This window comes from Nocardioides sp. Arc9.136, assembly GCF_030506255.1.
Classification (GTDB): Bacteria; Actinomycetota; Actinomycetes; order Propionibacteriales; family Nocardioidaceae; genus Nocardioides.
On sequence record NZ_CP113431.1, the window covers coordinates 3,010,089 to 3,035,692 of the forward strand.

Here is a 25,604-nt window from a genome sequence, read left to right on the forward strand (position 1 = left end):
CGCCGGGTGCGCCCGTCGTGCCGCAGGATGCTCCGGTGAGCGTCCTGTCCGTCCCGCACGGCCGCACCGCACGTCGGCTGGAGTGGCACTTCCTGCCCCCGCACGTGCGGGACCTGGTCGCGCAGCGCTGCGGCTCGCCGGTGGTGGGCGCCCGCTCGCAGACGAGCGGCTTCACCCCCGGCTTCGCGTCGGTCCTGACCTGCGAGGACGGCAGCCGTCACTTCGTCAAGGCCGCCTCGGTCGTCGCCCAGCGGGCGTTCGCGGAGTCCTACCGCGAGGAGGCGCGTGCGCTCGGGGCGCTGCCCGCGGCGGTGCCCGCGCCGTCGCTGCGCTGGTCCCACGACGACGACTGGGTCGTGCTCGGCATCGAGCACGTCGAGCACGTCACCCCGCCCCGCCCCTGGCGCACCGAGGACCTCGACCGGGCGGTGGCGATGCTCGGCGTCGTGGCGGAGGCGCTCACCCCGGCGCCCCCCGGCCTGGCTACGGCCACCGCGGCCGAGGAGATGGCGGGCTGGCCGTCGTGCTGGGACCGCGTCCTCCTCCAGGACCTGGGCCGCGGCCTCGCCGTCCCGGGGCTGGCCGAGCACGGCGCGGAGGCCGCCGGGCTGGCCCGGCTCGCCCTGTCGGTGACCGCCGGCGACACGCTCGTCCACGCCGACGTCCGCGACGACAACGTGCTGCTCGCCGCCGACGGCCGGGTGCTGCTGTGCGACTGGACCTGGCCGGTCCGCGGTGCGGCGTGGTTCGACACCGTCGCGCTGCTCATCGGCGCGCGCGAGGACGGGCTGGACGTCGACGCCGTGCTCGTGCGGGCGCCGCTGACGCGGGACGTGCCGGCCGACCACGTCGACGCGGTCCTGGCGCTGCACGCGGGATACTTCCTCGTGATGCAGGCCCAGCGGGTACCGGCGACCTCGCCGTTCCTCCGGACCTCGCAGCGCCGGCGGGCCGAGGCGACGTGGGGCTGGCTGGCGCAGCGTCGCGGCTGGTCGTGAGCGATTTGGGCGGCCCGAACGCCCGCTGCTAATCTCGTACGTCGCATGTCCGGCGCCCACCCCATGGGCGGAGGCGCCGACAGCACCGAGGACCTGCACCACCAGCACCACCCAGCACAGCACCCCACACCTACGACGAAGGCGCAGTAGTGGCGAACATCAAGTCCCAGATCAAGCGGAACAAGCAGAACGAGAAGCGTCACGAGCGGAACAAGGCCGTCAAGACCGGCCTGAAGACCGCCGTGAACAAGTTCCGCAAGGCCGCCGAGGCGGGCGACAAGGAGACCGCGTCCACCGCGGCCCGCGACGCGTCGCGCCTGCTGGACAAGGCCGCCTCCAAGGGCGTCATCCACAAGAACCAGGCCGCGAACCGCAAGTCCGCGATCGCCAAGAAGGCCGCCTCTCTCTGAGGCCCGCGAACAGGCGTCGACCCTTCGGGTCGACGCCTTCTTCGCGTTGTGGGCCCGCCCGGCGGCCGCGGGGTCCTCAGCGGGTGTCGCGCAGGGCGGTGATGGTCAGCACCAGCCGCTCGAGGGTGTACGACGCGTCGCTGGCCGCGCCCTTGATGTCGGCGTCGGCCTGGGCGACCGCGCGGATCGCGCGGGCCAGGCCCTGCTCGGACCAGCCGCGGGACTGGTCGCGGATCGAGCGCAGCTTCCACGGCGGTACGCCGACCTCACGGGCCAGGTCGGCCTCCCGCATGCCGCGCGGCGCCCCCTGGTAGCGGGCCAGCCCGCGCGCCCCTCCGGCGAAGGCCGAGGTGACCAGCACCGGCGCCGTCCCACCGTCGATCGCCCACCGCAGCTCCTCGAGCGCGACCTGGCGGCGGCCGGAGAACGCCGCGTCCGCGACGGCGAAGGACTTGGCCTCGGCCCGTCCGCCGAAGTACCGCTTGACCTTCTCGGTGTCCAGGGGCTGGCCGAGGAAGTCGTGGGTCAGCTGGTGGGCGGCGGCGGACAGCGAGCGCAGGTCCTGGCCGACGGCCGAGACGAGGAAGGACGCCGCCTCCTGGTCGATGGTCGAGCCGTGCCGACGCACCTCGGCGGCGACGAACCCCGGGAACTCCGAGGCCTTGAGCTCCCCGGACTTCGACTCGGTGACGCCGGCCGCCTTGCGGAGCTTGGTGAGCACCCCGCTGCCCTTCGGCCCTCCGCCGTGCACGAGCACCAGGGCGACGTCCTCGACCGGGGCGTCGGCATAGGACAGCAGCCCCGCGACCGACTCCTCGGGCAGGTTCTCCAGGGCCCGCACGACCACGCACCGGGTGCTGGAGAAGAGCGAGGGGGCCGACATCTCGCCGAGGGTGGCCAGCGTCAGGTCGCCGGCCGACGTCTCCGTGAGCTCCGCCTCGGCGTCGTGCGCACGCACCGCCTCGCGCACCGCCGAGACGGTGCGCTCGTTGAGGAACTCCTCCTTGCCGGTCACCAGGGTGACCCGGCCCAGGACGTCTGCTGCCTTCGGACCTGCTGCTGCCATGGTGCGCCCAGCCTCCCACAGCCGACCGACGGCGCCGCGCCTCGGCCGCCCCCTCACCGGCGGGTGCGGGTGGCGGGACCGTCCGCCGTGGCCAGGACCAGGACGTCGCCGTCCTCGTCGGTGCGCCGCACCTCGGCGCCGGCCGCCGCCAGCGGTCCCAGCACGTCGTCGGCGGGGTGGCCGTAGTCGTTGTCCCGGCCCACCGAGACCAGCACCACCTGAGCCTCGAGCGAGGCGAGGAACGGCAGGTCCTGGTACCTGCTGCCGTGGTGCGGCAGCTTGAGCACGTCGACGCGCAGGCCGGGCAGCGCCCGGGCGAGCGCGGCCTGGCCCGGGGGCTCGAGGTCCCCGGTGAGCAGCACGCGCACACCCGCCACCTCGGCGAGCAGCACCACGCTCCCGTCGTTGGCCGACTCCCCCGGCTCCCCCGTCGGCCGCGTCGTGGCGGTGGGCAGCGGCCACAGCGCCTGCAGCGTCACCTGCCCCACCCGCCGCGTCGCGCCGTACGACGCCGCCCGGACCTCCAGCCCGGCCGCTGCCGCCGCGGCGTCGACGTCCGCGACGCCGCCGGCCGGGTCGAGCACGGGCGTCGTCTCGACCGCACCGACCGCGCGGCCGTCCAGGACGCCCGCGAGCCCGTCGACGTGGTCGGCGTGGAAGTGGGTGAGCACGACGAGCGGCACCCGCTCGACCCCGAGGTCGTCGAGGCACCGGTCGACCGGCCCCGGCTCGGGTCCGGCGTCGACGACGACCGCCTCCCCCGGCCCCGACCGCAGCACCAGCGCGTCGCCCTGCCCCACGTCGCACATCGCCAGGACCCAGTCCCCCGCCGGCCACCCCGGGGTCGGCGGACGCACCAGCACCACCACGGCGAGGACCGCGGCCAGCGCCAGCGCTGTGGACCGCCGGGCGAGCAGCGGCCGCAGCGCCAGGGCCAGGAGCACGCAGCCGACCGCGAGGAGCGCGAGCGCCACGGGGCCCGTGCCCCAGCCCACCGCGGCCGTGGGCAGGTCGGCCCCCCGGTCGGCCACCGCCACGATCCACCCCACGCACCACCCGGCACCGGTGCCGAGCACCCGCCCCGCGGGCTCCCAGACCAGCCCGACCAGGCCGCCGGCGAGCCCCAGGACGGTCGCGGGACCGACCACCGGAGCCACCACGAGGTTCGCCGCGACCGCGACCAGGCTGACCTCGCCGGAGAGCGCAGCGACGACGGGGGTGCAGGCGAGCTGGGCAGCGAGCGGCACGGCCACCGCCTCGGCCACCCACCTCGGTGTCCAGCGGGCCAGGGCGTCGCGCCAGACCGGCGCGAGCACCAGGATGCCGGCAGTCGCGAGGACCGACAGCGCGAACCCGGGCGAGACCGCCAGGCCTGGTTGCACGAGCAGCAGGACCACGACCGCCACGCCCAGCGCCCGGAAGCCCCGCTGCAGCGCGTGCACACCGAGCGCCAGCAGCGCGACCGAGCCCATCACCGCGGCGCGGAGCACGCTGGGCTCCGTGCGGGCGAGCAGCACGAACCCGACGATGCCGAGGGCCCCCACGACGTACATGCCCCGCCCGCGGACGCCGCACCACCGGGCCAGGAGGAGCAGGAACCCGACGACGAGGGTCAGGTTGGTGCCGGAGACGGCGAGCAGGTGGGTGAGGCCGGTCGTCCGGAAGTCCTCCTCGAGCTCCTCGTCGAGCAGCTGGTCGTCGCCGGTGACCAGCGCCGGGACCAGCGCCGCCTGGTCGGCGGGCCGGTGGGCCACCGCGTCGCGGATCGAGGAGCGGACCGCGTCCGCACCGCGCCACCACGGGCCGGGGCCGGCGAGCAGCTGCGGCGTGCCCGCCACCAGCACGCCGGCGAGGTCCTCGCCCTCCGCGGTGTCCAGCCGCCCGGTGACCCGGACCGTCGAGCCGAGCCTGACCTCGGCCCAGGGCTCGTCGCCGAGGACGAGCACCCGGGTGACCAGCCGCGTGGTCGTCCCCCGCCCGGTGACCTCCACGACCTCCAGCCGGGTGAGCACCCGGTCGGCGAACCCGCCCTCCACCGGACGCGGGTCGGCCACCACCGTCCCGGTCACGGTCACCGCGGCGCGCTCCCTGGCGAGGTCGGCGACCGGGTTGGTCGCCGTCTGCTCGGCCCGGACGGCGGCCGAGCACCCGACGGCCGCCACCACCAGCACGACGGCGGCGACGGTGGTCAGCCGCCCGCGGTCGCGTGCGACCGCTGCGAGCGCCGCCAGCAGCACCAGCCCGGCGGCCAGGCCCAGGAGCGGCCCCGGCAGCAGCTGCGCCGCGAGGCCGGCGAGCCACGCGCCGGCGGCGAGCAGCGGCATCCGGACGTCGACGCGCTCAGCCACCTCCGACCGTCACGTAGGGCCGCACCTGCCCGAGCGTCGCCTCACCGATCCCGTCCACCTCGAGCAGCTCGTCGACGGCGCTGAAGCCACCGTGTTGTTCGCGCCAGGCCACGATCGCCGCGGCCGTCACCGGTCCCACCTCCGGGAGCGCCTCCAGCTCGACGGGGGTGGCCAGGTTCAGGTCGACCAGGGCGGTCGGCGCGCCCGGCGTCCCAGGAGTCCCCGAGGTGCCGGGAAGGGTCCCCGGGACGCCTGCCCGCGCGGTCGCCGGCCTGCCCACCAGGACCTGCTCCCCGTCGACCAGCAGCCGGGCCAGGTTGAGGCCGGACAGGTCAGCGCCCGGTCGCGCGCCGCCGGCCGCCTCGAGTGCATCGACGACCCGCGCGCCGCTCTCGAGCACGACGATGCCGGGCCGGCGCACCTTGCCCGCCACGTCGACGACGAGCTCGGCGGCCGCGCCCGGGGTCACGTCGCCCGTGCCGGCTGCGGGTGTGGGCGCGGGCGCCGCCGCCGGCGGCACCTCCACCAGGTCCGCGACCGGCGACGTCGCCACGGGCGTCGGCGCCACGGGCGCCGACGGGTCGCCCCGGACGACCCACCAGCAGGTCACCGCCAGCCCGATCGCCACCACCACGGCCACGACGGTCAGCTGGGCGCTGCCGAGCGCCGCCCGGCCGCGCAGCGTCTCCGGCACCGCGCCGACCGCCGCCGGCACGAGCGACCGCGGACGGCGGGCCGCGTGCCGTCCGGGCACCGGCACCGCCGGCGGCTGCCACGCGGGCTCCGGGTCCGGAGGTGGCTCGGCCGCCGCGACCCGGGGTCGGATCCGGGTGTGCTCGCTCGTCCAGTCCGGCTCGGTGGGCGGCGGCTCGGTCAGGGGCGCGGCGTACGGCTCGGGCTCTCGCCCCGGTGAGGGCTCCAGGGGCGGGCCCCAGGCCGGCGGCCGCTCGGCGGCGAGCTCGGCGCTCAGCAGGGCCAGCCGTCGGGAGACGGCCTCCTGGTGCTCGGCGGTGACACGGCGGGTACGCATGCCGGCGACGCTAGGTACGCCGGGCCGCCGCTGCCCGCGGCCGGGCACCGGCTGTGGACCGTGCTGCGCGGCGGCCGGCCTGTGCGCGACAACCGGGCGCCGGCGCCGTACCGCCGACTCCTCAGGGGAAACCTGTGCTTCTCAGGCGATGCTTCCCCTGAGAAGCGCTGGTTTCCCCGGGCCCCGGGGAAACCGGCACGCCACCACCCCGCCCCGACGACCTTCCCGGGGCAGTCCCTCGCTCACCGGGGCAGATCTACCCCGGAAAGCGCAGGAGTCCCCGGTTCACCGGGGACTCCTGCGACGCGAGCCCGAAGACCTCAGGGACGAGGCGCGACGCAGACGGCCAGCATGCCGGGGCCGACGTGGGCGCCGAGGACGGCGCCGAGCTCGCCGCACCAGACGTCGCGGCCCTCGAGCTGGTCGGCTAGCCGCTCGGCCAGCCGGTCGGTGAGGGCGGCTGCGCGGTCGGCGCTGGCGAGGTGGGCGACGCAGACGTCGACCGATTGGTCGCCGGCGGCCTCGGCGGCGAGCTCCTCGAGCCGGGCGAGCGCGCGCTGGGAGGTGCGCACCCGCTCGAGCGACTCGACCCGGCCGTCGCTGATGGTGAGCAGCGGCTTGACCGCGAGCGCCCCGCCGAGCAGCGCGGCGGCGGCGCCGATCCGGCCGCCGCGGCGGAGGTACTCCAGGGTGTCGACGTAGAACAGCGAGGACGAGGCCTCGGCGCGGGCGCGGGCCGCCTCGGCGACCTCCTCGGCCGAGCCGCCGGCCGCGGCGACCTCGGCGGCCGCCAGCGCGGCGTACCCGGTCGCGACCCCCACCTGGCGCGAGTCGACGGCGATGACCGGGACGGAGGCCTCGCGAGCCGCGAGCTGCGCGGACTCGAAGGTCCCGCTCATGTCGCCGGAGATGTGGACCGACACGATCGAGGTGGCCCCGTCGGCGACCGCGCGCTCGTACGCCGCCGCCATGGTCGCCGGGGAGGGCCGCGAGGTGCTGACCGGCGTGAAGGACTTCAGCGCGGCCGCGACCATGTCGGGGGTCGCCCCGTGCTCGCCCTCGTCGTGCACCTGCGCGCCGATGACGACCTGCAGCGGCACGACGAGGAGACCGTGCTCGGCCGCCACCTCCGCGGGGAGGCTGGCGGTCGAGTCGGTGACGACGACGGTGCGTCCGGAGGACACCGGCGAGTCGGCGGGCATGGCCTCAGACCACCACGTTGACCAGCTTCGGGGCCCGGACGACCACCTTGCGGACCGGGCGTCCGTCGATCGCCCGGACCACCGCCGGGTCGGCCATCGCGAGCTGCTCCAGGTCGGCCTCGGAGATGTCGGGGGCGACCTCCAGGCGGGCCTTGACCTTGCCCTGGATCTGGACGACCGCGGTCACGGTGTCCTCGACCAGCAGCGCGGGGTCGACCGTCGGCCAGCCGACGCGGGCGACGGTCGGCTGGTGACCGAGCCGCTCCCACATCTCCTCGGCGGTGTACGGCGCCACGAGGGACAGCAGGACCGCGACCGCCTCCACGGCCTCGCGCACCGCGGGGTCGGCCGGGCCGCAGCCGGAGTCGATGGCCTTGCGGGTGGTGTTCACCAGCTCCATCGTCCGGGCGACCACCACGTTGAACCGGTGTCCCTCGATCAGCTGCTCCACCTCGTGCAGCGTCTTGTGGGTCGCCTTGCGCAGCGCGAGGTCGCCGCCCTCGACGGGCGTGCCGGCCGGGGCCGTGACGTCACCGGCCAGGCGCCACGCGCGCTGGAGGAACTTCACGGCGCCACCGGGCGACATGTCGGCCCAGTCGATGTCGTCCTCGGGCGGGCCGGCGAAGACCATCGTCAGCCGCACCGCGTCGACGCCGTAGGTGTCGATCATCTCGCCGAGGTTGACGCCGTTGCCCAGCGACTTCGACATCGCCTTGCCCTGGTTGATGACCTGGCCCTGGTTGAGCAGCGCCGAGAACGGCTCGACGAAGTCGACCATCCCCATGTCGTGCAGCACCTTGGTGAAGAACCGGGAGTAGAGCAGGTGCAGGATCGCGTGCTCGACGCCGCCGACGTACTGCGCGACCGGCATCCACTCGCGGGCCTGCTCGGGGTCGAACGGACCCTGGTCGTAGGAGGGGTCCAGGTAGCGCAGGTAGTACCACGAGGAGTCGACGAACGTGTCCATCGTGTCGCTGTCCCGCTTGGCGGGGCCGCCGCAGGAGGGGCACTCGGTGTTGACCCACGCCTCCGCGGCCGCCAGCGGCGAGACACCCTTGGGCTTGAGGTCGGCGCCCCTGAGGTCGTCGGGCAGCCGCACCGGCAGCTGGTCCTCCGGCACCGGGACCTCGCCGCAGTCGGGGCAGTGGACGATCGGGATCGGCGCGCCCCAGAAGCGCTGGCGGCTCAGCAGCCAGTCGCGCAGCCGGAAGTTCACCGTGCCGGTGCCGCGGCCGTCGGCCTCGAGCTGCTCGATGATCCGGCTGATGCCGGCGGCCTTGTCGCTCAGCCCGTCCAGCGGCCCGCTGTTGACGTAGGTGCCGTCACCGGTCGTGGCGACGTACGTCTCCTCGGGGTTGCCCTCCTCGTCGGGCACCGCCACGACGCGCCGGACCGGCAGCCCGAAGACCTTCGCGAAGTCCAGGTCGCGCTGGTCGTGCGCGGGGACGGCCATGATCGCGCCGGTGCCGTAGTCGGCCAGCACGTAGTCCGAGGCCCAGACCGGCATCCGCTCGCCGGTGACCGGGTTGACCGCGGTGACGCCGAGGTCGACACCGGACTTCGGCCGCTCGGTGGAGAGCCGGTCGATGTCGGAGGCCTTGCGGATCTCCTCGACGTACGCCGCCAGCGCGGGCTCCTGGGACGGCGCGACGACCTCGGCGGCCAGCTTCGCGTCCGCGGCCACCACCATGAAGGTCGCGCCGTACAACGTGTCGGGGCGGGTCGTGAAGACCGTGACCGTCCGGGACTCCCCCGAGGCCAGCTCGATGTCGAAGTCGACGTGCGCGCCCTCGGAGCGGCCGATCCAGTTGCGCTGCATGGCCAGCACGCGGTCGGGCCAGGTGCCCGAGAGCGCGTCCATGTCGTCGAGCAGCCGCTGGGCGTAGTCGGTGACCTTGAAGTACCACTGGTTCAGCTCGCGCTTGGTCACCTCCGCCCCGCACCGCTCGCACATGCCGCCGACGACCTGCTCGTTGGCGAGCACCGTCTGGTCGTTCGGGCACCAGTTGACCGGGCTGTTCTTGCGGTAGGCCAGGCCCCGCTCGCGGAACTTCAGGAACAGCCACTGGGTCCAGCGGTAGTACTCCGGGTCGGAGGTGTGCAGGCGCCGCGACCAGTCGAAGGAGATGCCGTAGCGGCGGAAGGACTCCGCCTGGGTCTCGATGTTGGCGTAGGTGTAGGTCGCCGGGTGCTCGTCGTTGCGGATCGCGGCGTTCTCGGCGGGCAGGCCGAAGGAGTCCCAACCGATGGGGTTGAGGACGTCGTAGCCCTTCTGCCACCAGTAGCGCGCGATGACGTCGTGCAGCGCCATCACCTCGGCGTGGCCCATGTGCAGGTCGCCGGAGGGGTAGGGGAACATCGTCAGCGCGTAGCGCTTCTCCGCCCCGGGCGCGGCGCTGCCGGCGCGGAACGGGTCGAGGCCCTCCCAGACCCCGCGCCACTTCTCCTGCGCCGCGGTCATGTCGTACGTCGCGGCCTCGTCCGGCCGGCCCGCCTGCTCGCTCATCTGCGTGTCTCTTCCCGTCTTGTGCGTGAGGTGGTCGTCCTGCTCGGTCCCGGTCACGCCCGGGCATGACTGCGCACACAAAAAAGGCCCCTCTCTCGCGAGGGGCAGCCGCGTCGGGTCGTGCTCGTCGACGCGGCTAGGTAAGGAGCAGGGTCCTGCGCATGGCGGCCATGGTACCGCGACCGGCGCCGGGGGTACGGGGCCGCCATGACCGAGACCGACCTGACCGTGGCCGTCACCGGGCCGACCGGCACCTTCGGCGCGGGGCTGCTCCCGCTGCTCGAGGCCGACGAGCGGGTACGGCGCGTGGTGGGCGTCGCCCGGAGCGAGGTCGACCCGGCGGCGCGCGGCTGGGTGAAGACGACCTACCGGCGTGGCGACGTGCGCGACCGGGCCGCCCTGGCGGAGGTGTTCGCCGGGGCCGACGTGGTGGTGCACCTGGCCTTCGCCATCGTCGGCGGCTCGGCCGAGGCGACCCGGGCGATCAACGTGGAGGGCACGCTCAACGCGTTCCGCGCGGCAGCCGACGCGGGGGCCCGGCGGTTCGTCCACGCCAGCTCGGTCGCGGCGTACGGCTTCCACCCCGACAACCCGGTCGGCATCACCGAGGACTGGCCGGTCCGCCCGGCCGACCGGCTCTTCTACGCCCGGGAGAAGGCCGAGCTGGAGGTGCTGCTGCGCGAGGAGGCCGCCGAGCGCCAGGGGATCGACCTCTACCTGCCGCGCCCGCCGATCGTCGTCGGCCCGAACGCCGTCGGGGGCAAGGTGCGGCTGCCGGAGTGGGCCCGTGGCCTCGGTGCCGTGCTGCGGCACCTGCCCACGCGGCTGCCGCCGGTCCCCGTGCCGGTCCCGGACCTCCCCCTGCAGCTGGTCCACGAGTCCGACGTCGGGCAGGCGCTGCTGCGGTGCGTGGTCGCCGCCGGCCCGCCGGGCGCCTACAACATCGCCGCGGACGACACGCTGACCGCGGCGGACGTGGTGCGCGTCCTGGGCGGCGTCCCGGTCCCGCTGCCGGCCGGTCCGGCGCACGCGGCCGCCCGGCTAGCGGCGGCCGTGCCGGGCCTCCCCCAGCCCGCGCAGTGGGTCGAGGCGCTGGCCCACCCGGCGATCATGGACACCACGCGCGCCAAGGAGCAGCTGGGCTGGACGCCCCGGGTCAGCGCTGCCGACGGCCTGCGCGAGACGCTCGGGGTGCGGGCCTAGAGTGCCCGCCATGACCGTCACCGACATGTTCCGACTCGACGGCAAGGTCGCCGTCGTCACCGGTGCGAGCAGCGGCCTCGGCGTCGCGTTCGCCCAGGCCTTCGCCGAGGCCGGCGCCGACGTGGTCCTCGGCGCGCGCCGCGCCGACCGGCTCGCCGAGACCGCACGCCTGGTCGAGGCCGCCGGCCGCCGGGCGCTGCCGGTGCCGACCGACGTCGCCGACCCCGACTCCTGCACCAACCTCGTCGCGCTGGCGATGGAGGAGCTCGGCCACGTCGACGTCCTGGTCAACAACGCCGGCATCGGCACCGCGGTCCCGGCCACCCGCGAGACCCCCGAGCAGTTCCGCGGCGTCGTCGACGTCAACCTCAACGGCTGCTACTGGATGGCCCAGGCGTGCGGACGCGTCATGCAGCCCGGCTCCAGCATCGTCAACATCTCCTCGGTCCTCGGCCTCACCACCGCCGGGCTCCCGCAGGCGGCGTACGCCGCCACCAAGGCCGGCCTGATCGGCCTGACCCGCGACCTCGCCCAGCAGTGGACCGGCCGCAAGGGCATCCGCGTCAACGCGATCGCGCCGGGCTTCTTCGACACCGAGATGACCGAGCAGTACCCGCCGGGCTACCTCGAGTCCCGCCAGGACCGCATCCCGCTGGGCCGCAAGGGCGAGCCCGCCGAGCTGGCCGCGGCCGGGGTCTTCCTCGCCTCCGCCGCGGGCGGCTACATCACCGGCCAGACCCTCGTCGTCGACGGCGGCATGACGATCACCTGAGCCGCTCGCCCCGGGCGTACGCCGCCGGCGGCACGCCCGTCCACCGCGTGAACGCGTGGGTGAACGCCGCCGCGTCGGCGTACCCCAGCCGGCGCGCCACGTCGGCCACCGGCAGCGTCGCGCGCGACTCCAGCAGCGAGCGCGCCAGCGACTCCCGGACCTCCTCGACGAGGGCCCGGTAGCCGACCCCGGCGTCGGCGAGCCGGCGCCGGAGGCTGCGCTCGCTCAGGCCGAGGCCGCCGGCGACCGCCGCCATCGGCGCCCCCTCGGGCAGCCGCTGGGTGACCAGCACCTGCACGTCGCGCGCCACCCCGGTGCGCTCGCGGCGGCGGGCGACGACGTCGCGGCACATGTCCTCGGCGAGCTGCGCGCCGGCCGTCGAGGTGTCGCGCGGCAGCGGCCGGTCGAGCTCGGAGGCGGCCAGGTCGAGCACCCCCAGGTCGGTCCCGAGGGTCCGCGTGGCCCCCAGCCCGCCGGGCACCAGCGAGTCCGCGACGACGTGGATCGCCGTGGTGTCCCGGGCGACCAGGAAGGCCCGCACGTCACCGGGCAGGCCGCTGCCGTCCACGACCAGCCGCACGCGGTCGCCGGACAGCTCCGCGCGCGGCAGCGCGAAGGCGTAGGAGAGGTCGATGAAGCGCAGCGTCACCTCCATGGCCTCGCGGACCGTCCGGCTGGCGAGCAGCGCGTAGCCCAGGACGCCGAACGACGAGGCCCGGTACGTCGCCCCGACGTGGCCGCCCGACCCGGGCAGCAGCCGCTGCAGCGTCCGCACGACCAGCAGCTCCTGCGCGGCGGTCACCTCGCGGCCCGGCACCGCCAGGTCGGCCGCCCGCAGGCCGGTGCCGGCCAGCACCACGTCCGCGCCCACGCCGCGCGCCGCGGCGTACCCCACGAGGTGGGCGGTCCCCGCCGCGGCCCGTGGGAACTCCCAGTCCCGCGCGGCCGGCTCGACGACCTGCACGGAGTGCGCGTCGTCCTCCATGGCCGGAATTATCAAGCACGGTGGGCGCGACGCCTCCCCCGCCACCCCGGCCGCTCCTAGGTTCGTCGCCATGGCAGACCAGCAGGGACCCCGCGTGGTGATCATCGGCGCCGGCTTCGGCGGCCTGGGCGCGGCCCGCGCGCTGCGCGAGCAGGGCATCACCGACATCACGGTGCTGGAGCGCGCCGACGACGTGGGCGGGGTGTGGCGGGACAACACCTACCCGGGTGCCGCCTGCGACGTGCCGTCGCCGCTCTACTCGTGGTCGTGGGCGCAGAACCCCCACTGGAGCCGCCGCTACGGGACCCAGCCCGAGATCCTGGAGTACCTCCGCTCCGCCGCCCGGGACGAGGGCCTGCTCGACCTGGTCCGGACCGGCCAGGAGGTCACCTCCGCGGCGTACGACGAGGCGACCGCGGCCTGGCGCGTCGAGACCGCCGCGGGCGAGACCTACGAGGCCGAGGTGCTGGTCTCGGCGGTCGGACAGCTCTCCAACCCCGCGCTGCCGAAGGTGCCCGGCCACTTCGAGGGCCCGGCCTTCCACTCCGCCCAGTGGCGCCACGACGTCGACCTGGACGGCAAGCGGGTCGCCGTCGTGGGGACCGGCGCGAGCGCCGTCCAGTTCGTGCCCGGCATCGTCGACCGCGTCGGGTCGATGACGGTCTTCCAGCGCTCGGCCCCCTACGTCCTGCCCAAGCCCGACCAGGAGTACCAGGCGCACCACCACCGTCTCTTCGAGCGGTTCCCGGCGGCCCTGCGCGCCGAGCGGCGGGCGGTCTTCTGGCTGACCGAGCGCTTCAACGGCGCCCTGGCCGGCGACTCACCCGGGACCAGGCCGCTGATGGCGGCGATCAAGGCGACGTGGAGGGCGCACCTGCGGGCCCGGGTCAAGGACCCCGCCCTGCGCCGCCGGCTCGTCCCGGACTACCCGCTGGGCTGCAAGCGGGTGCTCTTCAGCAACCAGTGGTACCCCGCACTGGCCCGCGAGCACGTCGAGGTCGTGCCCGAGGAGGTCACCGGCCTCGAGGCGACCGGCGTCCGGACCGCCGACGGTCGCCTCCACGAGGCCGACGTGCTCATCTGGGGCACCGGCTTCGCCGCGACGGAGTTCCTGGCGCCGATGAAGGTGACCGGCCGGGGCGGCCGGGACCTGCACGAGCACTGGTCCGACGGCGCCCGCGCCCACCTGGGGATCACGGTGCCCGGCTTCCCGAACCTGTTCTGCATCTACGGACCCAACACCAACCTGGGCGGCAGCTCGATCATCGCCATGATGGAGGGCCAGGCCGGCTACGTCGCCCGGGTCGTCCGGCGCCTCGCGGACCGCGGGCTGCGGACCGTCGAGCCGACCGCCGTCGCCGCCGACGCCTACGACCGGGAGATGCAGTCGCGACTGGCGACCAGCGCCTGGGCCGGGTGCAACAGCTGGTACGTCGACGGGCCGCGCATCACGACGAACTGGCCGGGCCTGGTCGCGGAGTACCAGGCCCGGACCGCCGAGGTCGACTGGGACGAGCTGCAGCTCGCCTGACCCGCCGACCGCGGCCGCCGGCCGCGGGTCAGCGGTGCAGCGAGCGCGGCAGGCTGCGGTTGGCGACCCGGTTCTCGGCGTCGATCATCCAGGCGAGCTGCTCGAGGCGCTCGATGATGACGTGGAGGATGTCGGCGGAGGTCGGGTCCTCGGCGTCGACGTCGTCGTGGATGCGCCGCGCGGTGCCGGTGACGGCGTAGATCGCGGTCGTGACCAGGTCGACGCACTCGGCGGTGTTCACCTCGCCGTTCGGGAACGGCGGCAGCGAGGTCTGCGCGGCGACCGTCGCGGAGCGGCCGTCGGGGACGACGTACAGCGCGCGCATCCGCTCGGCGACCTGGTCGGAGTACTCCCGGGCGGCGTCGACGACCTCGTCGAGCTGCAGGTGGAGGTCGCGGAAGTTCAGGCCGACGACGTTCCAGTGGGCCTGCTTGCCCTGCAGGTGCAGCTCGATCAGGTCGACGCTGAGCTGCTGCAGGTGCGAGGCGAGCTGCTCGGAGGCGGTGAAGGCCGGCTTGGCGACGTGGGTCCGGTCGGGGTGCAGGAGTTCGGTCATGGGCAGGACGATATCGGCTTTTCTGGATCGGTTCCAGAAAGGAGAGGCTCCCCTAAGCACCGTCAGGCGGGGGCGGGCTCCGCCGTCGCCCGCGCCTTGGCCCAGCGGTAGTCCGCCTTGCCCGACGGGGAGCGCTCCACCAGCCCGACCCGGACCACGGCCCGCGGCACCTTGTAGCGCGCGACGTGCTTCGCGCACTCCGCGAGCAGCTCCTCGTCGGTGGCGGTGGCCCCGTCGGCGAGCTGGACGACCGCGACCGGCTCGCTCCCCCACCGCTCGGAGGGCCGACCCACCACGACGACGTCGCGCACCGCGGGGTGGTGGGCCAGCGCGCGCTCCACCTCCTCGACGAAGATCTTCTCGCCGCCGGAGTTGATCGTGACCCCGTCCCGGCCGAGCAGCCGGATCCGGCCGTCCTCGAGCAGGTCCGCGCGGTCGCCGGGGATCGAGAACCGCTCGCCGTCGATGACCGGGAAGGTGCGCGCCGTCTTGGCGGCGTCGCCCAGGTAGCCGAGCGGAACCCGGCCGCGCTGCGCCAGCCAGCCACCTCCCTCCCCGGGCTGCAGCACCCGCGTCAGCAGGTCGTCGACCACCGTCGTCGCCGGCACCGGCGCGAACGTGGCGGCGTCGGCCGCCATCCCCCTCAGCGACATCGAGCTCATCTGCAGGCCGGTCTCGGAGGACCCGGCCGCGTCCATGACCACCATGTGTGGGGCGAGCTCGAGGAACCGGTCGCGCACCGCCGGCGTCAGCGGGGCGCTGCCGTTGTTGATCGCCGCCAGCCCGGAGAGGTCGTAGTCGCCCCGCTCGATCTCGTCGATCAGCGGGCGCACGACGGCGTCGCCGACCACCGGGATGCTGACCGCCCCCTCCCGGATCGCGGTGCTGAGCACGTCGGCGGCGTCGAGGTGGTCCACGTGGTGGGGCAGCACGATCCTGCCGCCGCCGGTGATGGTGTGGAACGTCGACCACTGGGCGGCGCCGTGCATGAACGGGAGGGCCATCAGCAGCGTCATCCCGCCGCCGGCGGCGCGGGCCGTCTCCGCGATCGCGTCGTACGACGCGTGCGGCTCGGTGGTGCCGAACGGCGTGCCGCCCATGGAGGTGACGTAGATGTCGTCCTGGCGCCAGAGCACGCCCTTGGGCATCCCCGTCGTGCCGCCGGTGTAGAGCACGAACAGGTCGTCGGGCGACGGCTCGGGCATCCCGTCGGGCGGCTCCGGCGTGCGGACCGCATGCTCGTAGTCGACCGCGCCGGGCAGCAGCTCGTTCCCGGACCCGTCGGCGACCTGCACGAGGACCCGCAGCTGCGGCAGCCGCTCGCGGACGGCGGCGACCCGCGGGGCGAACTCCGCGTGGTAGACCAGCGCGGTCGCGGCGGAGTCGGCCAGGAGGTAGGCCAGCTCCTCCTCGACGTAGCGGTAGTTGACGTTGACCGCCGTCGCGCGGGCGCGGTAGCTGGCGAGCATGCCCTCGAGGTACTCGTTGCCGTTGCGCAGGTAGAGCGCCACGTGGTCCTGGCCCGACTCGTGCCCGGCGAGGCCGGCGCGCTCGGTGCGGCAGCCGAGGCCCGCGGCGCGCAGGTGGTGGGCCAGGCCGTCCACCCGGCCGTCGAGCTCGCGGTAGGTGAGCCGCCGGTCCCGCCAGACCAGCACCTCCTGGTCGGGCACGGCCTCGGCCACGGTCCGGAACACCGTCGAGAGGTTGAACTGCTGCGGGCTCATCGCGCCTCCTGGGTGGAACAGGTTGCAGAAACCGTAGAGCACCAGCACGCCGGTGTGACGAGCGTTACGGTCCTGTCCCAGGGACGGAGATGCGGCTTCCTCGTTGAGGGGACGCCGTGGCCGACAGGAGGGGACAGAGGATGGACCGGGTCGAGGACCTCGTGCACGAGGCGCTGTCGGAGTACGCCGTGCAGGGCGACGCCTACCTCGCGCGGGCTGCGGAGCGGCTCTCGCCGGGGCTCGGCCGCTTCGGCCTGGTCGTGCTGATGCGCATCGACCGCTACCGCCGGCTGCGCGAGTGCGACCTCATCGCCCAGCTGCGCGTGCCCACCGAGGACATGTGGCGCCTCGTCGACGACCTGGTGGCGCGCGGCCTGGTGTCCCGGACCGGGTCGCGGCCGCGGGCGGTGCTGCAGCTGAGCGAGCGCGCCGCCGCGTCCCTCGCCGACGCCGCGGACGAGCGGCGCGGGCGGATCCTCGACAGCCTCGAGGAGTTCACGCTCGAGGAGAAGGAGGTCTTCGCCCGTCTGTTCGCGAAGTTCGTCCAGCGCGACGACCTCGTCGTGCGCTCGCTCGACCTCCCGCAGCGCCGCTGACCCCACACGCACGACGCAGCGAGAAGCAGACAGGGCGCGCCTCCTCGCGGAGGAGACGCGCCCTGCTGATCTTCTTCGGTGGAGCTGAGGGGACTCGAACCCCTGACCCTCTGCATGCCATGCAGATGCGCTACCAGCTGCGCCACAGCCCCAAGCCTGTCGCCGTCCGGGTCTCCCCGTCAGGCGGCTCGCAGAATGTTACTCATACGCGTTCCGAAGACGAAATCCGGGTGTCGGTGGCGGTCCGGTTGTAGGCCACGAGCCGCATCGGCGCCCCCGGCTCGGCCTGGTCGAGCTCGACCCACCCGCAGTTGGTGAGCCCGTGCAGCGCGGCCCGCTCCTCCACGGGCCACCCGAGGAGAGCCGGGACGGCGTCGCGGATGGCAGCGCCGTGGGAGACGGCCACCCCGAGCTCGCCGGGGCCGATCGCGGCCAGCAGGTCGCCGACCGCGGCCCGGACGCGGTCGGCGACCGCACGGGCGCGCTCCCCGCCGGGGACCACGTCGAAGTCACCGGTCCGGAAGGCGGCGAACTCCTCGGGCGCCAGCGCGGCGTACTCCTCGTGGGTCAGGCCCTGCCGCTCGCCGAGGAAGTACTCCCGCAGGCGTGCGTCGTACGTCGGGTCGAGCCCGGTCTCCTTCGCGACGTACGCCGCGGTCTGGCGCGCCCGCGCGCTGTCGGAGGACCACAGGGCGGCCGGACGCATCGCGGCGAGGACCACCGCGGCCGCGGCCGCCTGCTGGTGGCCGAGCTCGTCGATCTCGACGTCGAGCTGGCCCTGCACCCGGCGCGCCGCGTTCCAGGCCGTCCGGCCGTGCCGCAGCAGCACCAGCCGGCGGGCCGGGACCTGCCCGACCACGCCTCAGCGCTCGTGCGAGACGACGTCCGCGGGCAGCTGGATGCTCGGGCAGTCGCGCCACAGCCGCTCGAGGGCGTAGAACTGGCGCTCCTCCTCGTGCTGGACGTGGACGACGATCTCGCCGTAGTCGATGAGGACCCAGCGGCCGTCGCGCTCGCCCTCCCGGCGGATCGGCTTGGCGCCGATCTCGCGGAGCTTGTCCTCGACCTCGTCGACGATGGCCTTGACCTGGCGGTCGTTGGTCGCCGAGGCGAGGACGAAGGCGTCGGTGATCGCCAGCTGCTCGCTGACGTCGAAGGCGATGATCTGCTGGGCGAGCTTGTCGCTGGCCGCGCGGGCGGCGGCGTGGACGAGCTCGAGGGCGTGGTCGGTGGCGGTCATGAGTCTCCGAGGGTGGGGTCCGGCGGGTCGGCCACCGGGGCGTCCGGTGGGTAGAGGTCGTGCTTGGCGATGTACTGCACGACGCCGTCGGGCACGAGGTACCAGACGGGTTCGCCGCGGCGGGTCCGCGCGCGGCAGTCGGTCGAGCTGATCGCCAGGGCGGGGATCTCCACCATGGTGACCCGGTCGGCCGGGATCGAGGACAACGTCGCCTCGTCCATCGTGTAGCCGGGCCGGGTGCAGCCGACGAACTGCGCGAGCGAGAACAGCTCCTCGGCGTCGCGCCAGGTGAAGATGTCGGCCAGCGCGTCCGCGCCGGTGATGAAGTAGAGGTCGGCCTCCGGCATCGCCGCCCGCAGGTCGCGCAGGGTGTCGATCGTGTACGTCGGCCCCGTGCGGTCGACGTCGACCCGGGAGACCGTGAACCGCGGGTTGGACGCCGTCGCGACGACGGTCATCAGGTAGCGGTGCTCGGCCGGCGAGACGCCCCGGTCGGACTTCTGCCAGGGGTCGCCGGCGGGGACGAAGACGACCTCGTCGAGGTCGAACCACGACTGCACCTCCGCCGCCGCCACGAGGTGGCCGTGGTGGATGGGGTCGAAGGTCCCGCCCATCACGCCGACGCGGCGCCGGCGCTCGGTCACGGTGCTCAGCTGTGCTCGCGCCCGCCGCCGAAGGCCACGAGGGCGAGCATCATGCCGAGGAGGATGACGAGGGCGACGGCCCCGACGCCCCAGCTCAGGGCGTGGTCGACCTCGTGGTGGGACTCCTCGGCGGCGGCGAGGACGACGAGCGCGTTCAGCATGGGGGCAGCCTACCGGGCGCCCGGCTCAGCGGACGTGCCCGTCCCCCGTCACGACGTACTTGGTCGTCGTCATCTCGGGCAGGCCCATCGGGCCACGGGCGTGGAGCTTCTGGGTGCTGATGCCGATCTCGGCCCCGAACCCGAACTCCCCGCCGTCGGTGAACCGCGTCGAGGCGTTGACCAGCACCGCCGCGGAGTCCACCTCGGCGACGAACCGGCGGGCCGCCCGCTGGTCCTCGGTGACGATCGCGTCGGAGTGGCCGCTGGAGAAGCGCCGGACGTGCGCGAGGGCCGCGTCGAGGTCGGGCACGACGGCCGCGGAGATGTCGAGGGAGAGGTACTCGGTGGCGAAGTCCTCCTCGGTCGCCGGCACGACGCCGTCGTGCGCCGCGAACTCCTCGTCGCCGTGGACGGTCACCCCGCCCTCGCGGAGCGCGGCGACGACCCGGGGCAGGAACGCCTCGGCCACGTCGGCGTGGACGAGGAGCGACTCCGCGGCGTTGCACACGCTCGTGCGGTGGGTCTTGGCGTTCAGCACGATGGCGAGCGCGCGGTCCAGGTCGGCGGCGCGGTCGACGTACACGTGGCAGTTGCCGACGCCGGTCTCGATCACCGGCACCGTGGACCCCTCCACCACCGACCGGATGAGGCCGGCACCGCCGCGCGGGATCAGCACGTCGACGTGCCCTCGGGCGCGCATCAGCGCCTGGACGGTCGCGCGGGAGTCGCTCGGCACCAGCTGCACCACGTCGGCCGGGAGCCCCGTGGCCGCGGCCGCCCCGCGCAGCACCTCGACGATCGCCGCGTTGCTCGCCGCGGCGCTGGAGGACCCGCGCAGCAGCACCGCGTTGCCCGACTTCAGGCAGATCCCGGCCGCGTCCGCGGTCACGTTGGGTCGCGCCTCGTAGATCATCGCGACCACGCCGAACGGCACCCGCAGCTGGCGCAGCTCCAGGCCGTTGGCGAGCGTGCCGCCCCGGACGACCTCGCCCACCGGGTCGGGGAGCCCAGCCACGTCGCGCAGCCCCTGGGCCATCCCGGCGAGCCGCTCGTCGGTCAGCCGCAGCCGGTCGACGACGTTCGGCGGCGTGCCGCCCTCCTCGGCGCGCGCGACGTCCTCGGCGTTGGCGGCGAGGAGCGGCTCGGCGTGGGTCCCGAGGGCGGCGGCCATCGCCAGCAGCGCGGCGTCCTTCTCGGCCCGGGTGGCCAGCGCGAGCGCCCGCGAGGCCTCGCGTGCGCGGATGGCGAGGTCGACGACGTCCTGCTCGGTGGTGCCGGTGCTCATGGCCGGAGCGTAGCCAGGCGGCGCCGGCCGGGCTCCGCCGTCCCGGCCCGCGGTTTCCCCGGGTGACCGGGCGGGCATGAGCCGCCCGTGACCCGCCACCGCTCGGCGTACGCCGCCGCCCTCCTGCTCGCCGGACTCACCGCTCTCACCGCTGGGTGCTCCGGCGACGACGAGGCCGGGCCGGCCCCCGAGGACGCGGGCACGGCCTCCACCTCGGCCTCCGCGACCGCCGGCGCCTCGGCAGGCGTGACCGCCGGCGCGTCGGCCGGCACGACCGCGACACCGGCCCGGCTCGTGGCCGAGCGGAACGGGTCCGGCGCCTCCTGCCTGGAGCGGGTGCGGCGCGGGGACCGCTACACCGTCCACGACCCGACGCTGGTGGCCGAGGGCGACGTGACGATCACGCGGGTCGACGCGGCCCCCTCCGACGGCACCGTCGCGCTGCTGGAGGACCAGCAGGTCGTGACCGTCACCTCCGAGGAGGGCTTCGGGCCCGGCGTCGCGATCGGCGAGGAGTGGCCGATCCGCGGCGACGCGGTGCTGCGCAGGAAGACCGACTGGGCCGCACGAGGCCCGCTCGTCGGCCGCGAGGTCGCCGACGGCGAGCGCATCCTCCCGCTGCTGGGCTTCCGCGTCGCGGCCACCGACGTCGTCGTCGAGGGGGTCGACATCACCTACGAGGGCGCCGACGGCGTCCCGCAGACCGTCCGGGCCGCGGTGGGCACCAGGGTCGCCGCCGGCGCCTGCTGAGCGCGGCCGCCCGGCGCCGTACGCGACAGGGGAGGTCCTCCCGCACCAGGTGCGGGAGGACCTCCCCTGTCGGTCGGTCGAGCCGGAGGCTCAGCCCTTGCGCTTGTTGATCTCCTCGGTGGCTGCGGGGAGGACCGAGTGCAGGTCACCCACGACACCGAAGTCGACGAGCTCGAAGATCGGGGCCTCCTCGTCCTTGTTGACCGCCACGATCGTCTTGGAGGTCTGCATGCCGGCGCGGTGCTGGATCGCACCCGAGATGCCGTTGGCGACGTAGAGCTGCGGCGAGACGACCTTGCCGGTCTGGCCGACCTGGAAGGTGTGCGGCATCCAGCCGGAGTCGACCGCGGCGCGCGAGGCGCCCACGGCCGCGCCGAGCGCGTCGGCGAGGCCCTCGATCGGCTCGAAGTTGCCGCCGGTGCCACGACCGCCCGAGACCACGATCGCGGCCTCGGTCAGCTCGGGGCGACCCGACGCCTTGCGCGGCTGCTGGGCCACGATCTGCGCCTTCTTGGCCGAGTCGGAGATCGTCGCGGCGAACTCCTCGACGGTGCCGGCGGCGCCGACCTCCTCCACCGGGGCGGAGTTGGGCTTGACCGTGATGAGCGGGACACCCTTGGTGACCTTGCCCTTCACGGTGTAGTTGCCCGCGAAGGCGGCCTGCGTGACGACGCCGCCCTCCTCGATGTCGACGGCGTCGGTGATGATCCCCGAGCCCGTCTTGATCGCCAGGCGGGCGGCGACCTCCTTGCCCTCGTAGCCGGAGACGAACAGCACCGCGGCCGGCGAGGTCTTCTCCACCAGCTGGGCCAGGGCCTCGGCCTTGGGGGCCACCAGGTAGCCCTTGATCTCGGCGTCGTCGACGACGTAGACCTTCTCGGCGCCGAGCTGGCCGAGCTTCGCCGCGACCTCGGCACCCTTGTCGGAGGAGCCGAAGAAGACCGCCGAGGCCTCGCCCAGGCGGCGGGCCAGGGTGAGCAGCTCGAAGGTCGGCTTGCGGATCGCGCCGTCGACGTGGTCGACGACGACCAGGACTTCAGACATCTCTCGTTACCCCTCGGTCCTCAGATGAACTTCTTCGACACGAGGAACTCGGTCAGCGCGTTGGCGCCGGAGCCGTCCTCGTCCTTGACGATCTCGCCGGCGGTGCGCGGCGGACGGGCCGTGGTGTCGGTGACCTCGGTCCACGCCACCGACAGGCCGACCTCGCCGGCGTCGACGCCGATGTCGCTGAGCGACCAGGTCTCCAGCGGCTTCTTCTTCGCCGCCATGATCCCCTTGAACGACGGGTAGCGCGCCTCGCCGGTCTGGTCGGTCACCGACATGACCAGCGGCATGGTGGCGCCGATGACCTCGGTGGCGGTGTCGGAGTCACGCTTGATCCGCACCTGGTCGCCCTGCGTCTCCACGACGGAGGCGAAGGTGACCTGGGGCAGGTCGAGGCGCTCGGCGAGCATCGCCGGCACGACCGAGCCGGAGGCGTCGGTCGAGGCCATGCCGCACATGACGAGGTCCACCTTGTTCTCGGCGCCCGCCTTCTCGATGGCCTTGGCCAGCACCAGCGACGTCGCGACGTAGTCGGAGCCCGCGATCGCCTCGTCGGTGACGAGGATGCCCTGGTCGGCGCCCATCTGCAGCGCCTTCCGGACAGCGTCGACGGCCTTCTCCGGACCCACGCACAGCGCGGTCACGGTGGCGCCCTCGTTCTTCTCCTTCAGCTGGAGCGCCTGCTCAACGGCGTACTCGTCGAGCTCCGACAGGAGCCCGTCGACGCCGACTCGGTCCACGGTGTTGTCCGACTCGAACTGCCGATCGGCAGTGGAGTCGGGCACGTACTTCACACAGACAACAATGTTCATGGTGTCGGCCGGGACGGCCCCTCCTGTGCACTCGGATGTGCTCGTGAGGCTACCGCCGCGTCAACATGCACGAAACAGAGGCCGACGGTGGACTACCTCACAGGCCCGAACCCTGGCGCGGCGCCGCTCAGGGGCGTACGACGCGCTCGACGATCCGTCCCACGACAAGCCACGCCACGGCGCCCAGACCCCAGTTGAACAGGGCGTTCTTGGTCTCGGCGTTGCCCCCGTCGAACTGCTTGATCCCGTTGTCCCGGGAGAAGATGCCGAGGTCGACCGCGTCGGCGACGTCGAGCACGAACGAGACCAGCCCGTTGTCCCGGTTGGCGTCCAGGGCCACGCAGAGCGCGCCCACCGCCAGGAAGATCGCGGCGAGCGCGAACAGCGTCCACAGCGCGGTGGCGACGTTCGCCCGCACCGCCTTGCCGCCGGTGAGGCCCTTCTCGCGTGCCATGCCGCTCCCTGTCCGTCGCGCTGCCCGCGCGGTGTCGTCGATCCCGAGGTCGTGCCGACGTGTCCTGGAACACCGTCGGAGGGCATTGTGCACGGCGGGTCCCCGATGTCGGCGACAATGGCGCGGTGAGTCCGAGGATGTGGAGGAGCGAGGGCGAGCGCGCCGCCGTCTGGCCGGGGCGCGGCTGGCCGCTGGGCGCGACCTGGTCACCGGAGTCGACGAACTTCGCCGTGCACGCGCCCCGGGCCACCGCCACCTGGCTGTGCCTGCTCGACGACGAGGGCGGCGAGACCCGGCACCGGCTCACCGAGCAGACCCTCGGCATCTGGCACGGCGCGATCCCCGGCATCGCCCCCGGCACCCGCTACGGCTACCGCGTGGAGGGCCCGTGGGACCCCGCGGCCGGCCTGCGCTTCAACCCGAACAAGCTGCTGCTCGACCCGTTCGCGCGGGCCGTCTCCGGCTCACTGACCGTCGACCCGGCGATCTTCGGCTACACCCTCGGCGACCCCGAGGTGATGAGCCTGGCCGACTCCGCGCCGTACGTCCCGGTCGGCGTGGTCGTCGACGAGGCGTTCGACTGGGGCGATGACCGCCCGATGCGGCGGCGGTGGCGCGACACCGTCATCTACGAGCTGCACGTCAAGGGCATGACCGCCCTGCACGACCGCGTCCCGGAGGCGCTGCGCGGGACGTACGCCGGGCTGGCGACGCCGGCGGTCGTCGACTACCTCAAGGACCTCGGCGTGACCGCGGTCGAGCTGCTGCCGGTCCACCAGTTCGTGCCGGAGCCGGCCCTGGCCCAGCGGGGCCTCACCAACTACTGGGGCTACAACACCCTCGGGTACTTCGCCCCCCACAACGCCTACGCCGCCTCCGGCGACCGCGGCCAGCAGGTCACCGAGTTCAAGGCGATGGTCAAGGCCTTCCACGAGGCCGGGCTCGAGGTCATCCTCGACGTCGTCTACAACCACACCGCCGAGGCCGGCTCGCTCGGCCCGACGCTGTCCTTCCGCGGGTTCGACGACTCCGTCTACTACCGCGTCGCCGCCGGCGACGTCCCCGGCGAGCCGGCACCGGACACCTACTGGGACGTGACCGGCTGCGGCAACACCGTCGACGCGGCCAACCCGTTCGCGCTGCGGATGATCCTCGACTCGCTGCGCTACTGGGTCACCGAGATGCACGTCGACGGGTTCCGCTTCGACCTGATGTCGGCGCTCGCCCGCGTGGACCGTCGCGTCGACATGGGTTCCCACCTGCTCACCGCGATCGGCCAGGACCCGGTGCTGCGGCACGTCAAGCTGATCGCCGAGCCGTGGGACGCCTCGATGGACGGCTACCGGGTCGGCGAGTTCCCGCCGCCGTGGGTGGAGTGGAACGACCAGTACCGCGACGAGATCCGCGACTTCTGGCGCAACCACTCCCCCGGCATCCGCCAGGTCGCGACGCGCCTCGCCGGCTCCAGCGACCTCTACGCCGACGACGGCCGGTCGCCGTACAACTCGATCAACTTCATCACCGCGCACGACGGCTTCACCCTGCGCGACCTGGTCAGCTACGAGCAGAAGCACAACGAGGCCAACGGCGAGGCCAACCGGGACGGCACCGACAACAACCGCTCGTGGAACCACGGGGTCGAGGGCGAGACCGACGACCCCGCGCTGCAGGCGGTACGTCGCCGGCAGGCCGCCAACATGATGGCGACGCTCTGCCTGTCCAACGGCGTCCCGATGATCACCGCCGGCGACGAGCGCGGGCGGACCCAGCGGGGCAACAACAACGCCTACTGCCAGGACAACGAGACCTCGTGGATCGACTGGAGGCCCGACGACGCCTGGCTCGACGTCTACGAGGTCACCAAGATGGCGCTGCGCCTGCGCCGCGAGCACCCCGCCCTACGGCAGCGGCACTGGTTCGAGGGCCGGCCCGCCATCCTCGGCGGCCCCAAGGACCTGGCGTGGCTGCACCCCTCGGGGCGCGAGATGCGGCCCGACGACTGGCACGACCCGGACCTGCGCACGATCGGGATGTTCGTCTCGGGGGCGCCGCTGCGCTCCCCCGGCCCGCGCGGGGAGCAGCAGGTCGACAAGTCCTTCATGCTCTGGTTCAACGCCACCTGGCTGCCCCAGAGCATCGAGCTGCCGGAGAACGACTGGGTCCAGCACGGCACGGTCGTGCTGTCCACCGACGTCAAGCTGCCGGTCGGCACCGAGGTCGAGGCGGGTGACCGCCTCGCCCTCGGGCGCCGTACCGTCGTCGTCTTCCGCGAGAGCTGAGCCGC

24 protein-coding genes and 1 tRNA gene are annotated in these 25,604 nt (G+C 74.1%); 8 read left to right on the top strand and 17 right to left on the bottom strand.

Features of this window, described 5'->3' with window-relative positions:
• The first annotated feature begins 35 nt into the window (after positions 1-35).
• Both OSR43_RS14605 and rpsT read left to right on the top strand, forming a co-directional pair.
• On the top strand, positions 36-998 hold the full coding sequence (locus OSR43_RS14605; protein WP_302267335.1) for a hypothetical protein: 963 nt from the start codon (positions 36-38) through the stop codon (positions 996-998).
• 149 nt (positions 999-1,147) lie between these two features.
• Positions 1,148-1,408 (top strand): 30S ribosomal protein S20, encoded by a 261-nt coding sequence (rpsT, locus tag OSR43_RS14610; RefSeq protein ID WP_302267336.1) that lies wholly within the window; start codon positions 1,148-1,150, stop codon positions 1,406-1,408.
• Between the two features lie 76 nt (positions 1,409-1,484).
• On the opposite strand, the gene holA is transcribed toward rpsT, so the two are convergent.
• From holA to leuS, 5 genes are all read right to left on the bottom strand, one after another.
• Positions 1,485-2,474 (bottom strand): DNA polymerase III subunit delta, encoded by a 990-nt coding sequence (gene holA, locus OSR43_RS14615; protein ID WP_302267337.1) that lies wholly within the window; start codon positions 2,472-2,474, stop codon positions 1,485-1,487.
• Positions 2,475-2,527: 53 nt separating this feature from the next.
• The gene (locus tag OSR43_RS14620; RefSeq protein WP_302267338.1) at positions 2,528-4,822 is read right to left on the bottom strand and encodes a ComEC/Rec2 family competence protein; all 2,295 of its coding nucleotides are present in this window, start codon (positions 4,820-4,822) and stop codon (positions 2,528-2,530) included.
• Positions 4,815-5,852, bottom strand: coding sequence for a helix-hairpin-helix domain-containing protein (locus tag OSR43_RS14625; protein WP_302267339.1), 1,038 nt, complete (start codon positions 5,850-5,852; stop codon positions 4,815-4,817). The genes OSR43_RS14620 and OSR43_RS14625 overlap by 8 nt, the downstream gene beginning before the upstream one ends.
• A 320-nt stretch (positions 5,853-6,172) precedes the next feature.
• Positions 6,173-7,054: a DegV family protein gene (locus tag OSR43_RS14630; RefSeq protein ID WP_302267340.1), complete on the bottom strand. Its 882-nt coding sequence runs from the start codon at positions 7,052-7,054 to the stop codon at positions 6,173-6,175.
• 4 nt (positions 7,055-7,058) lie between these two features.
• Positions 7,059-9,560, bottom strand: a complete 2,502-nt coding sequence (gene leuS, locus OSR43_RS14635) for a leucine--tRNA ligase (protein WP_302267341.1) — start codon at positions 9,558-9,560, stop codon at positions 7,059-7,061.
• A gap of 207 nt (positions 9,561-9,767) precedes the next feature.
• Here leuS and OSR43_RS14640 point away from each other — a divergent pair, with 207 nt between their 5' ends.
• Both OSR43_RS14640 and OSR43_RS14645 read left to right on the top strand, forming a co-directional pair.
• Positions 9,768-10,763, top strand: coding sequence for an NAD-dependent epimerase/dehydratase family protein (locus OSR43_RS14640; protein WP_302267342.1), 996 nt, complete (start codon positions 9,768-9,770; stop codon positions 10,761-10,763).
• 10 nt (positions 10,764-10,773) lie between these two features.
• On the top strand, positions 10,774-11,535 hold the full coding sequence (locus tag OSR43_RS14645) for an SDR family NAD(P)-dependent oxidoreductase (protein ID WP_302267343.1): 762 nt from the start codon (positions 10,774-10,776) through the stop codon (positions 11,533-11,535).
• Here the strand turns inward: OSR43_RS14645 and OSR43_RS14650 are convergent.
• A complete protein-coding gene (locus tag OSR43_RS14650) occupies positions 11,528-12,520 on the bottom strand; it encodes an AraC family transcriptional regulator (protein ID WP_302267344.1) in 993 nt (330 codons plus the stop codon). The two genes, OSR43_RS14645 and OSR43_RS14650, sit on opposite strands and share 8 nt — an antisense overlap.
• Before the next feature lie 70 nt (positions 12,521-12,590).
• On the opposite strand from OSR43_RS14650, the gene OSR43_RS14655 reads away from it, so the two are divergent.
• Positions 12,591-14,051: an NAD(P)/FAD-dependent oxidoreductase gene (locus tag OSR43_RS14655; RefSeq protein ID WP_302267345.1), complete on the top strand. Its 1,461-nt coding sequence runs from the start codon at positions 12,591-12,593 to the stop codon at positions 14,049-14,051.
• Between the two features lie 28 nt (positions 14,052-14,079).
• On the opposite strand, the gene OSR43_RS14660 is transcribed toward OSR43_RS14655, so the two are convergent.
• Positions 14,080-14,607 (bottom strand): Dps family protein, encoded by a 528-nt coding sequence (locus tag OSR43_RS14660; RefSeq protein WP_302267346.1) that lies wholly within the window; start codon positions 14,605-14,607, stop codon positions 14,080-14,082.
• 62 nt (positions 14,608-14,669) lie between these two features.
• Positions 14,670-16,331 carry an acyl-CoA synthetase gene (locus OSR43_RS14665; RefSeq protein WP_302267348.1) on the bottom strand — a complete coding sequence of 554 codons (1,662 nt, stop codon included), beginning with the start codon at positions 16,329-16,331 and terminating at the stop codon, positions 14,670-14,672.
• Between the two features lie 140 nt (positions 16,332-16,471).
• Between OSR43_RS14665 and OSR43_RS14670 the strand changes: the two genes are divergently transcribed.
• The gene (locus OSR43_RS14670; RefSeq protein WP_302267349.1) at positions 16,472-16,927 is read left to right on the top strand and encodes a hypothetical protein; all 456 of its coding nucleotides are present in this window, start codon (positions 16,472-16,474) and stop codon (positions 16,925-16,927) included.
• Between the two features lie 79 nt (positions 16,928-17,006).
• On the opposite strand, the gene OSR43_RS14675 is transcribed toward OSR43_RS14670, so the two are convergent.
• The 6 genes from OSR43_RS14675 to OSR43_RS14700 all read right to left on the bottom strand — a co-directional run bounded on the left by OSR43_RS14675 (position 17,007) and on the right by OSR43_RS14700 (position 20,257).
• A tRNA-Ala gene (locus tag OSR43_RS14675) sits at positions 17,007-17,079 on the bottom strand.
• 50 nt (positions 17,080-17,129) lie between these two features.
• A complete protein-coding gene (locus OSR43_RS14680; protein WP_302267350.1) occupies positions 17,130-17,786 on the bottom strand; it encodes a histidine phosphatase family protein in 657 nt (218 codons plus the stop codon).
• Positions 17,787-17,789: 3 nt separating this feature from the next.
• Complete coding sequence (gene rsfS, locus OSR43_RS14685; protein WP_302267351.1) at positions 17,790-18,167, bottom strand: ribosome silencing factor; 378 nt, start codon at positions 18,165-18,167, stop codon at positions 17,790-17,792.
• Positions 18,164-18,811, bottom strand: coding sequence for a nicotinate-nucleotide adenylyltransferase (gene nadD / locus OSR43_RS14690; protein ID WP_302267352.1), 648 nt, complete (start codon positions 18,809-18,811; stop codon positions 18,164-18,166). The genes rsfS and nadD overlap by 4 nt, the downstream gene beginning before the upstream one ends.
• Positions 18,812-18,816: 5 nt before the next feature.
• A complete protein-coding gene (locus OSR43_RS14695) occupies positions 18,817-18,972 on the bottom strand; it encodes a hypothetical protein (protein ID WP_302267353.1) in 156 nt (51 codons plus the stop codon).
• Between the two features lie 25 nt (positions 18,973-18,997).
• Positions 18,998-20,257, bottom strand: coding sequence for a glutamate-5-semialdehyde dehydrogenase (locus OSR43_RS14700; RefSeq protein WP_302267354.1), 1,260 nt, complete (start codon positions 20,255-20,257; stop codon positions 18,998-19,000).
• Positions 20,258-20,344: 87 nt separating this feature from the next.
• Between OSR43_RS14700 and OSR43_RS14705 the strand changes: the two genes are divergently transcribed.
• Positions 20,345-21,007 (top strand): hypothetical protein, encoded by a 663-nt coding sequence (locus OSR43_RS14705; protein WP_302267355.1) that lies wholly within the window; start codon positions 20,345-20,347, stop codon positions 21,005-21,007.
• A gap of 90 nt (positions 21,008-21,097) precedes the next feature.
• Here the strand turns inward: OSR43_RS14705 and OSR43_RS14710 are convergent, their stop codons facing one another.
• The 3 genes from OSR43_RS14710 to OSR43_RS14720 form a co-directional block, all read right to left on the bottom strand.
• Positions 21,098-22,051 carry an electron transfer flavoprotein subunit alpha/FixB family protein gene (locus tag OSR43_RS14710; protein ID WP_302267356.1) on the bottom strand — a complete coding sequence of 318 codons (954 nt, stop codon included), beginning with the start codon at positions 22,049-22,051 and terminating at the stop codon, positions 21,098-21,100.
• A gap of 20 nt (positions 22,052-22,071) precedes the next feature.
• Entirely contained in the window at positions 22,072-22,848 is a 777-nt protein-coding gene (locus OSR43_RS14715) for an electron transfer flavoprotein subunit beta/FixA family protein (RefSeq protein ID WP_302267357.1), read from the bottom strand.
• 145 nt (positions 22,849-22,993) lie between these two features.
• Positions 22,994-23,320 carry a hypothetical protein gene (locus OSR43_RS14720; RefSeq protein ID WP_302267358.1) on the bottom strand — a complete coding sequence of 109 codons (327 nt, stop codon included), beginning with the start codon at positions 23,318-23,320 and terminating at the stop codon, positions 22,994-22,996.
• Between the two features lie 125 nt (positions 23,321-23,445).
• On the opposite strand from OSR43_RS14720, the gene glgX reads away from it, so the two are divergent.
• The gene (glgX, locus tag OSR43_RS14725) at positions 23,446-25,599 is read left to right on the top strand and encodes a glycogen debranching protein GlgX (RefSeq protein ID WP_302267359.1); all 2,154 of its coding nucleotides are present in this window, start codon (positions 23,446-23,448) and stop codon (positions 25,597-25,599) included.
• Positions 25,600-25,604 lie beyond the last annotated feature (5 nt).

Bases quoted from the DNA above. Each gene is read 5' to 3' on its own strand.
- OSR43_RS14700 (WP_302267354.1), bottom strand. From the start codon at position 20,257: ATGAGCACCGGCACCACCGAGCAGGACGTCGTCGACCTCGCCATCCGC.
- OSR43_RS14670 (WP_302267349.1), top strand. From the start codon at position 16,472: ATGGACCGGGTCGAGGACCTCGTGCACGAGGCGCTGTCGGAGTACGCC.
- OSR43_RS14640 (WP_302267342.1), top strand. From the start codon at position 9,768: ATGACCGAGACCGACCTGACCGTGGCCGTCACCGGGCCGACCGGCACC.
- OSR43_RS14650 (WP_302267344.1), bottom strand. From the start codon at position 12,520: ATGGAGGACGACGCGCACTCCGTGCAGGTCGTCGAGCCGGCCGCGCGG.
- OSR43_RS14655 (WP_302267345.1), top strand. From the start codon at position 12,591: ATGGCAGACCAGCAGGGACCCCGCGTGGTGATCATCGGCGCCGGCTTC.
- OSR43_RS14645 (WP_302267343.1), top strand. From the start codon at position 10,774: ATGACCGTCACCGACATGTTCCGACTCGACGGCAAGGTCGCCGTCGTC.
- OSR43_RS14665 (WP_302267348.1), bottom strand. From the start codon at position 16,331: ATGAGCCCGCAGCAGTTCAACCTCTCGACGGTGTTCCGGACCGTGGCC.
- leuS (WP_302267341.1), bottom strand. From the start codon at position 9,560: ATGAGCGAGCAGGCGGGCCGGCCGGACGAGGCCGCGACGTACGACATG.
- OSR43_RS14625 (WP_302267339.1), bottom strand. From the start codon at position 5,852: ATGCGTACCCGCCGTGTCACCGCCGAGCACCAGGAGGCCGTCTCCCGA.
- OSR43_RS14710 (WP_302267356.1), bottom strand. From the start codon at position 22,051: ATGTCTGAAGTCCTGGTCGTCGTCGACCACGTCGACGGCGCGATCCGC.
- OSR43_RS14720 (WP_302267358.1), bottom strand. From the start codon at position 23,320: ATGGCACGCGAGAAGGGCCTCACCGGCGGCAAGGCGGTGCGGGCGAAC.
- holA (WP_302267337.1), bottom strand. From the start codon at position 2,474: ATGGCAGCAGCAGGTCCGAAGGCAGCAGACGTCCTGGGCCGGGTCACC.
- OSR43_RS14660 (WP_302267346.1), bottom strand. From the start codon at position 14,607: ATGACCGAACTCCTGCACCCCGACCGGACCCACGTCGCCAAGCCGGCC.
- rsfS (WP_302267351.1), bottom strand. From the start codon at position 18,167: ATGACCGCCACCGACCACGCCCTCGAGCTCGTCCACGCCGCCGCCCGC.
- OSR43_RS14630 (WP_302267340.1), bottom strand. From the start codon at position 7,054: ATGCCCGCCGACTCGCCGGTGTCCTCCGGACGCACCGTCGTCGTCACC.
- OSR43_RS14695 (WP_302267353.1), bottom strand. From the start codon at position 18,972: ATGCTGAACGCGCTCGTCGTCCTCGCCGCCGCCGAGGAGTCCCACCAC.